Here is a 6,046-nt window from a genome sequence, read left to right as displayed (position 1 = left end):
AGTATGAATACACAGAAATGAAGCTTGAGCGAATCATGGAAGTGAAGAATGGTCATGCGGATCCAGTACGTTGTGAGAAGTGTGATTACTGCAGAATGACAAAGCAGTTGAAAGATACGATTGAGGTTGGAAATTTGATATGGGAGTGATTTTATGAGCTTTACTATCAAATGCAATAAGTGTGGCACGGAGCAAGAATTTAAAAATGACTCACATAAATATCAAGACAATATCAGTATTGTTCCTTATGTTGTAGGAACTTTATCAGGCACACAACTAGATAGTTTTGATATCCAATGCGAAAAGTGCGAAAACGAAATAGAAATTCAAATTTGATATGGGAGTGAATGGGATGTTAATCGAAGTAACGGACCACTTCGACAATTTTAAGTCATTGCTCAATGTGAATCAAATAACGGAAATTAAACAACTAGGAGATAGAACAGCAATATTCATATCTGATGGTAGACAAATTCACATTAAAGAAAGTTATGAGGACATAGTTAAATTAATTAAGTGAAATTTGATATGGGAGTAGGTGGAGATTATGGAGTTTAGATTTCGCGCTAAACATCCAGCAACAAAAAGGTGGATGTATTTCGGAATTAAAAACGTTCCTTTGTGGGTTGAAAAAGACAATGTACAACAATATACAGGGGTTGTTGATAAGAAGGGAAATCCCATTTTCGATGGTGATATCCTTTCAACAGACTTAAGCAGACCTTATCTCGTAGTTGAATTTAGGAACGGTGCATTTATGTATCAATGCCATGACAGTGGTAAAGATTATTACGACATTATGTTTCCGGTTGAAGTAGAACACGACCAAGATGCGTTTGCGGAAGTAATTGGAAATATATTTGATAATCCAGAGTTGTTAAACAATGAATCATAACATTTCAAATGTACGCCTGCCGAATTGGATCTTCGAGCAGGCGCAAGATGAAAAGCATTTAAAGAAGCTAGTACTACAGTATATGCAGCGTTACGAAGGATATACCATCAAAAAAGTAAAAGGCAGATTTGCAGTTTGTGAGATTAACAGGTAATGGGGTGAGGTAGTGGCTAGAAACTCAGTGGATGATTTTATTAGCAATCAGAAAAAGGCATTCAAAAAACTCCCTAAACGAGTTAGGGATGAAATAAACAAAAGCCAAGACGCTAGATTAGCTTCTTTGGTGTTTGCAACTAATAGATGTGAGTCTCCAATCGAACAACTTCTAATGATTTATCTATACGATTTAGAAACAGAATTACGAACAGAACTTGGTGATATGGAGCTAAGAACACATGTAAAATCCAGTGCTCAAGAAAACGTTGTAGTAAACGGAAAGAGATACAGATTGGACTTCTTTATTGAGTGTACAGTTGGTGACACTAATCACAAGTTTGCAATTGAATGTGATGGTCACGATTTTCACGAGAAGACTAAAGAACAAGCAGCTAGAGATAAATCAAAAGACAGAAATTTAGCAAGTGAAGGATATACAGTTATTCGATTTACTGGAGCAGAAATATGGGATAGGCCAGTTAGGTGTATAAGCGAAATAAGCGACATCATATACACCAAAACTGGTTTAAAAGATTATTGGGACAGTGTTTAAAAGTGAATTGTGTGAGGAGGTGAGGATTTGGCAAACGTTCAACCAAACAGCTTTACGAAAATAGCAAATGAACTATTAGAAGTAATGCCGTTATTTAAGTTCAATGCAACCCAACTAAGAATCATATTGGTTGTTTGGCGCTACACTTACGGATTTAAGAGGAAAGAACATAATATATCAATTTCCTTTCTTGTTAATGCAACAGGAATTTCTAAACGCCAGGTACAAAAAGAGGTTGGTAATTTGATTGAATTACAGGTACTTCGCGAACTACAAAAAGCTAGTTTTAATCAACCCAGAATCATTGGATTTAACAAAAATTATGACGAATGGCAAATACAACGCAGCGGAACGAATGAACAACAGGTGAACAATCATTCAGAGATGAACGATAATACACCTCCACAGGTGAACAATAGTTCACCTCTACAGATGAACGATAGTGCACCCCTACAGGTGAACAATAGTTCACCCAAGAAAGAAAGTATTAAAGAAATATATAAAGAAAATATTAAAGAAAGTAGTAGTAATAGTAGCACGTCAAATCCTCACACTTTTTACGAGCAAAATTTCGGAGTGCTTTCACCTTTCGTTACGCAAAGTATTACCGATTGGTGTAACGATCTTTCTGACGAACTAGTTATCGAATCTATGAAGATAGCATTAAAGGCTGGCAAGGATTTCGATTACGCAGAGGGGGCTTTGAAGAAGTGGGCTAAGAAAAATGTAAAGACCTTAGATCAATTAAAAGCATTAGAAGTTCAGTTTCAAAGACAAAAGGAGAACAAAGGAACCTATTATCAATCCAAACCAAAAGAAATCGTCCCAGACTGGTTCAAGGAAAGGAAAAAGCAATCTAACAATCTACCGAATCCTGAACCCGAGGCAAGCAGAGAGGATGTTGCTGCTATGTTAGAAGAATATAAGCGAAGTGCAGGTGGTAGCTGATGAGAAAGACTGCTGCCCAGAAAAAGGAACCTAAACGAATTCTTTTTGATGAAAAGGATTTAGATTTTAGAGTCACGGAATTTCAAGAAAAAGAAATATTAAGGCTCTGGAAAGAAGGAAAGAGTGTGAGATACATAGCAAAGGCCGTAAAGCGTAATCCACATGAAGTGTTCTTCACACTCTACGAATACGGTATGGATGGAAAAATTGATGATATTCAGAAGGCATTTTCGAGAGGGTCTAGTTTATTAGTGCCCGGCAAAGAGTTGATTAGGAGGGGTAAAGGTGAGCAAACTACCTGATAAAGTCATTGGTATTGACCAATTAAGAATCAACCGTGGTATCGAAAAAATATGTAAATGTGATAACCGTAGATTTATGGTTGATACCCAAAATAGACGTATCACCTGTCAAGAATGTGGGGCAGTTATTGATCCATACGATGCTATGTATGAATTGGCCAGAAATGGTGAAAGGTTGCAAGAACAAGTTAACAATCTGTTAGAACAAAGAAAACAAATAGCTAATTATAAACCGTGGTTAGTAACTATCAAAAAGCTAGAAAAGGAATATCGAGGTAGAAAGATGCTTCCTTGCTGTCCTAGGTGTTCAGAACCTTTTTACCTAGAGGAATTAAGTCATTGGTCAGGTAAGCCATATGCAGATGCTCGGATAAAGAAGTGGAAGGAGGAACATGCGAATGAGTAAGGAGAGGTTGGAAGAAATAAAACAAACTTTAAAACATCCGAATTATGAACACAATGGTCAAGAAGAAGTTTTCTTCATGGTGAGTAATGGGGATTTTGATTGGCTAATTAAACAAGCTGAATACGCAGATAATTTGCGGACTGTAAGGGATAACTTGATTAGACAAATTGACACAACACAATTGGAAAACCAACGCTACAAACAAGCACTAGAGTTTTATGCAGACCCAGAAAACCATGATAGAGAAGTTGATTATGGCAAGGATTCAGGTCTAAAAAAATCTAATGTAGATATCGATAGAGGGTTTAAAGCGCGTCAAGCTATAAAAGGTGATGCCAATGCCTAGAACATTCTCTAAGGGAGAAAAATATCGCCCGGTAGTTACGGTGAAGAAAGTCAAAAAGAACATCCCGACAGTGATTACTGTTAGTGGGAGAAGGTATGTTCTTGAGCCTGTGGGGAAAAGAAAGTGATTGGTAGCTAATTTACGGCAGTAAGGGGTGAGAATTTGAAGCGAATCTTAAATTATGTAGGCTCAAAGTGGAATATGGCCAAGTGGATTATCCAACAAATGCCTGAACACAATGTATACCTAGAACCGTTCTTTGGAAGTGGTGCAGTGCTATTTAATAAGCCGACTTCGAAAATCGAAACAGTAAATGACATTGACGGAAATATTGTTAATTTGTTCAAAGTAATACGAGAAAAACCAAAAGAACTAGCTCAGGCAATTGAATTTACACCATATTCAAGAGACGAATACTACCAGTCGTTCGAATTATTGGAACGAGATTTATCAGACATTGAAAGGGCGAGAGTTTTCTTGATTCGTTGCTGGATGGCTAGAGGTGGAAAAACATCCGATAGAACAGGATGGAGGCATAACATAGACAGAGCAACTGTTAATGCTTTGCCCGATTGGAATGGTCTTCCCGGAACAATTCTTGAGGCTGCCAAACGGTTAAAGAAAGTACAAATTGAAAATCAAGATGCGATTACTCTAATTGAACGCTACAACAGAGAAGATTGTTTAATCTATGCTGATCCACCTTATATCTTAGAAACTCGAACAAAAAGGCATTATGCTCATGAAATGACTAATGAGCAACATATCAGGTTACTTAAAACGTTGAATAATCATAGTGGGTTCGTGCTTTTAAGTGGATACGACAGTGAATTATACAATGATTTACTTCCAGGATGGACGAAGATTACTAAAATAGCTCAAACAGAAGCTGCTCAATCAAAATTAGAAATTCTATGGTTGAACCCAGCCGTTAGTAAAAAGAATAGTCAGTTAAGTATTTTTGAGGTGATTTAATGCATAGTTGGATAAAAGCGAAGGAGGAAAAGAAAATGGATTTAAAAATCTTCAAGTTTGGTGATGATCGTTGTGATTGGGTATGTCATGAAAGTGAAGAAAAGGCAATAGAGATGTACGTCAGTTGTTGCGGGGAAGATTGCTATCAGGAATTAGTAGAATGCTATGGTGATGAAGCCGTGACACAAGAGCCCATGGATAAAGTATTCACTTATTATCATGACGGAGTAACACCAGATGAGGACACGATAGCAAATCATATTAAAAAGTATTGTAAAGAACCAGACTTCTTTGCAACTAGTGAATTCTAGGAGGTAAACCTATGAGACTAGAATATTTATTCGAGATACAAGCAGGATTGGACGCTCACATTGAACAGGAACATCCAAGGCAAGAGGGTGAGGATAGACTTTCTAAAAAGATCCTTGCTTTACAAGTGGAATTAGGTGAGCTAGCTCAAAATTGGCGAGGGTTTAAGTTTTGGAGTGAGGACCAGGAGCCTAGAACAGTAGAAAGTATTCCTACCGATTGGGATGATGATGGAACACCTACAGAATGGAATGTTAATCCGCACAAAAACCCACTCCTAGAAGAATACGTGGATTGCTTACACTTTATTTTGAGTATTGGGTTAGAGTTAAATGTTCCAAATGAATGGGCGTTAGACAATATAAGTTATCAAGAGAGCTATAGTATTACGGAACAATTCATTAGATTTAATAAATATCTTAAGACAGATTTAGATGTGCACGATTGGTTCGAAATACTTGAACACTTTTTGGGATTGGGAGACATGTTAGGATTCAGTTGGAATCAAATCGAACAAGCATACTTGGAGAAAAATAAGGTGAATCATGAACGGCAGAATAACGGTTATTGAAATGAAAAGAACTAAAAGGCATGAGGATTTGTTCGGTAATAAAATAATCGACATCGTGATTACCCGAAAAGGAAGACCACAAAAGGGAACTAAGCAAAAAGTAACATGGCAACTGTTCATTAATCAGATTTTGATAGATAGGGAGCTAAGAAAAGCAAATCAAACAAAAGGGAAGGTGGAAGCATATTGAGCCTAGAAGCGATTGACAAACAGCTAAAAGCTACAGAAGTCAGTCAGCGTAAGAAGTTTCTCATCAAGCAATTGCACAATCTAGATATTTACCAAACTAGCGATGGAAGAAAACTAGAGGATTTGTCCTTATATACATTGGAATGGCTTCATGTGGAAGAACGGAATAAGGCTGCTAAAGCATATGCAGAAAAATAAGGGGTGCTGATATGACAGTAAGTGTAGTTAGGGCATCGACAAAAAGAAAGTGCTTGTTACTATGCATAGACAAAGAAAAGGCAGGATTTGAGTGTGTAAAGCGAATCGAAAAAGTATCTATCCCAAACAAGCATTTTAACAAGCGCAATAAGTACGTGACAACTACTTATGACGAGTATTACGAGGCGATTTATAAGC

The 6,046-nt window shown here is 37.1% G+C and carries 16 protein-coding genes; all 16 read left to right on the top strand.

Annotated features, from left to right (window positions below):
* Positions 1-17 precede the first annotated feature (17 nt).
* A complete protein-coding gene (locus tag AAIB49_RS19105) occupies positions 18-149 on the top strand; it encodes a PD-(D/E)XK nuclease-like domain-containing protein (protein WP_343458974.1) in 132 nt (43 codons plus the stop codon).
* Positions 150-153: 4 nt separating this feature from the next.
* The gene (locus tag AAIB49_RS19100; RefSeq protein WP_343458973.1) at positions 154-336 is read left to right on the top strand and encodes a hypothetical protein; all 183 of its coding nucleotides are present in this window, start codon (positions 154-156) and stop codon (positions 334-336) included.
* Positions 337-352: 16 nt separating this feature from the next.
* Entirely contained in the window at positions 353-520 is a 168-nt protein-coding gene (locus AAIB49_RS19095) for a flagellar FlbD family protein (protein WP_343458972.1), read from the top strand.
* A 27-nt stretch (positions 521-547) separates the two neighbouring features.
* Positions 548-895 carry a YopX family protein gene (locus AAIB49_RS19090; RefSeq protein WP_343458971.1) on the top strand — a complete coding sequence of 116 codons (348 nt, stop codon included), beginning with the start codon at positions 548-550 and terminating at the stop codon, positions 893-895.
* Entirely contained in the window at positions 885-1,049 is a 165-nt protein-coding gene (locus tag AAIB49_RS19085; protein ID WP_343458970.1) for a hypothetical protein, read from the top strand. Before AAIB49_RS19090 ends, AAIB49_RS19085 begins: the two co-directional genes overlap by 11 nt.
* 12 nt (positions 1,050-1,061) lie before the next feature.
* Entirely contained in the window at positions 1,062-1,604 is a 543-nt protein-coding gene (locus tag AAIB49_RS19080; RefSeq protein WP_343458969.1) for an endonuclease domain-containing protein, read from the top strand.
* Positions 1,605-1,631: 27 nt separating this feature from the next.
* Complete coding sequence (locus AAIB49_RS19075; protein WP_343458968.1) at positions 1,632-2,552, top strand: replication protein; 921 nt, start codon at positions 1,632-1,634, stop codon at positions 2,550-2,552.
* Positions 2,552-2,854, top strand: coding sequence for a helix-turn-helix domain-containing protein (locus AAIB49_RS19070; RefSeq protein WP_343458967.1), 303 nt, complete (start codon positions 2,552-2,554; stop codon positions 2,852-2,854). Before AAIB49_RS19075 ends, AAIB49_RS19070 begins: the two co-directional genes overlap by 1 nt.
* Complete coding sequence (locus tag AAIB49_RS19065; RefSeq protein ID WP_343458966.1) at positions 2,838-3,260, top strand: hypothetical protein; 423 nt, start codon at positions 2,838-2,840, stop codon at positions 3,258-3,260. Before AAIB49_RS19070 ends, AAIB49_RS19065 begins: the two co-directional genes overlap by 17 nt.
* Positions 3,253-3,606: a hypothetical protein gene (locus tag AAIB49_RS19060; protein ID WP_343458965.1), complete on the top strand. Its 354-nt coding sequence runs from the start codon at positions 3,253-3,255 to the stop codon at positions 3,604-3,606. The genes AAIB49_RS19065 and AAIB49_RS19060 overlap by 8 nt, the downstream gene beginning before the upstream one ends.
* Positions 3,607-3,768: 162 nt before the next feature.
* Entirely contained in the window at positions 3,769-4,581 is an 813-nt protein-coding gene (locus tag AAIB49_RS19055) for a DNA adenine methylase (RefSeq protein WP_343458964.1), read from the top strand.
* Positions 4,582-4,616: 35 nt separating this feature from the next.
* On the top strand, positions 4,617-4,892 hold the full coding sequence (locus tag AAIB49_RS19050; RefSeq protein ID WP_343458963.1) for a hypothetical protein: 276 nt from the start codon (positions 4,617-4,619) through the stop codon (positions 4,890-4,892).
* An 11-nt stretch (positions 4,893-4,903) separates the two neighbouring features.
* Positions 4,904-5,461, top strand: coding sequence for a dUTP diphosphatase (locus tag AAIB49_RS19045; protein WP_343458962.1), 558 nt, complete (start codon positions 4,904-4,906; stop codon positions 5,459-5,461).
* Between the two features lies 1 nt (position 5,462).
* Positions 5,463-5,651, top strand: a complete 189-nt coding sequence (locus AAIB49_RS19040) for a hypothetical protein (RefSeq protein ID WP_343458961.1) — start codon at positions 5,463-5,465, stop codon at positions 5,649-5,651.
* Entirely contained in the window at positions 5,648-5,848 is a 201-nt protein-coding gene (gene fbpA, locus AAIB49_RS19035; protein WP_343458960.1) for a Fur-regulated basic protein FbpA, read from the top strand. The genes AAIB49_RS19040 and fbpA overlap by 4 nt, the downstream gene beginning before the upstream one ends.
* Before the next feature lie 11 nt (positions 5,849-5,859).
* Positions 5,860-6,046, top strand: a 187-nt coding sequence (locus AAIB49_RS19030) for a hypothetical protein (RefSeq protein ID WP_343458959.1), incomplete at its 3' end; no start/stop codon positions are given.

This window comes from Ornithinibacillus proteolyticus (assembly GCF_039581225.1).
Classification (GTDB): domain Bacteria; phylum Bacillota; class Bacilli; order Bacillales; family Amphibacillaceae; genus Ornithinibacillus; species Ornithinibacillus massiliensis.
This window is presented reverse-complemented; position numbering and strand designations above follow the sequence as displayed.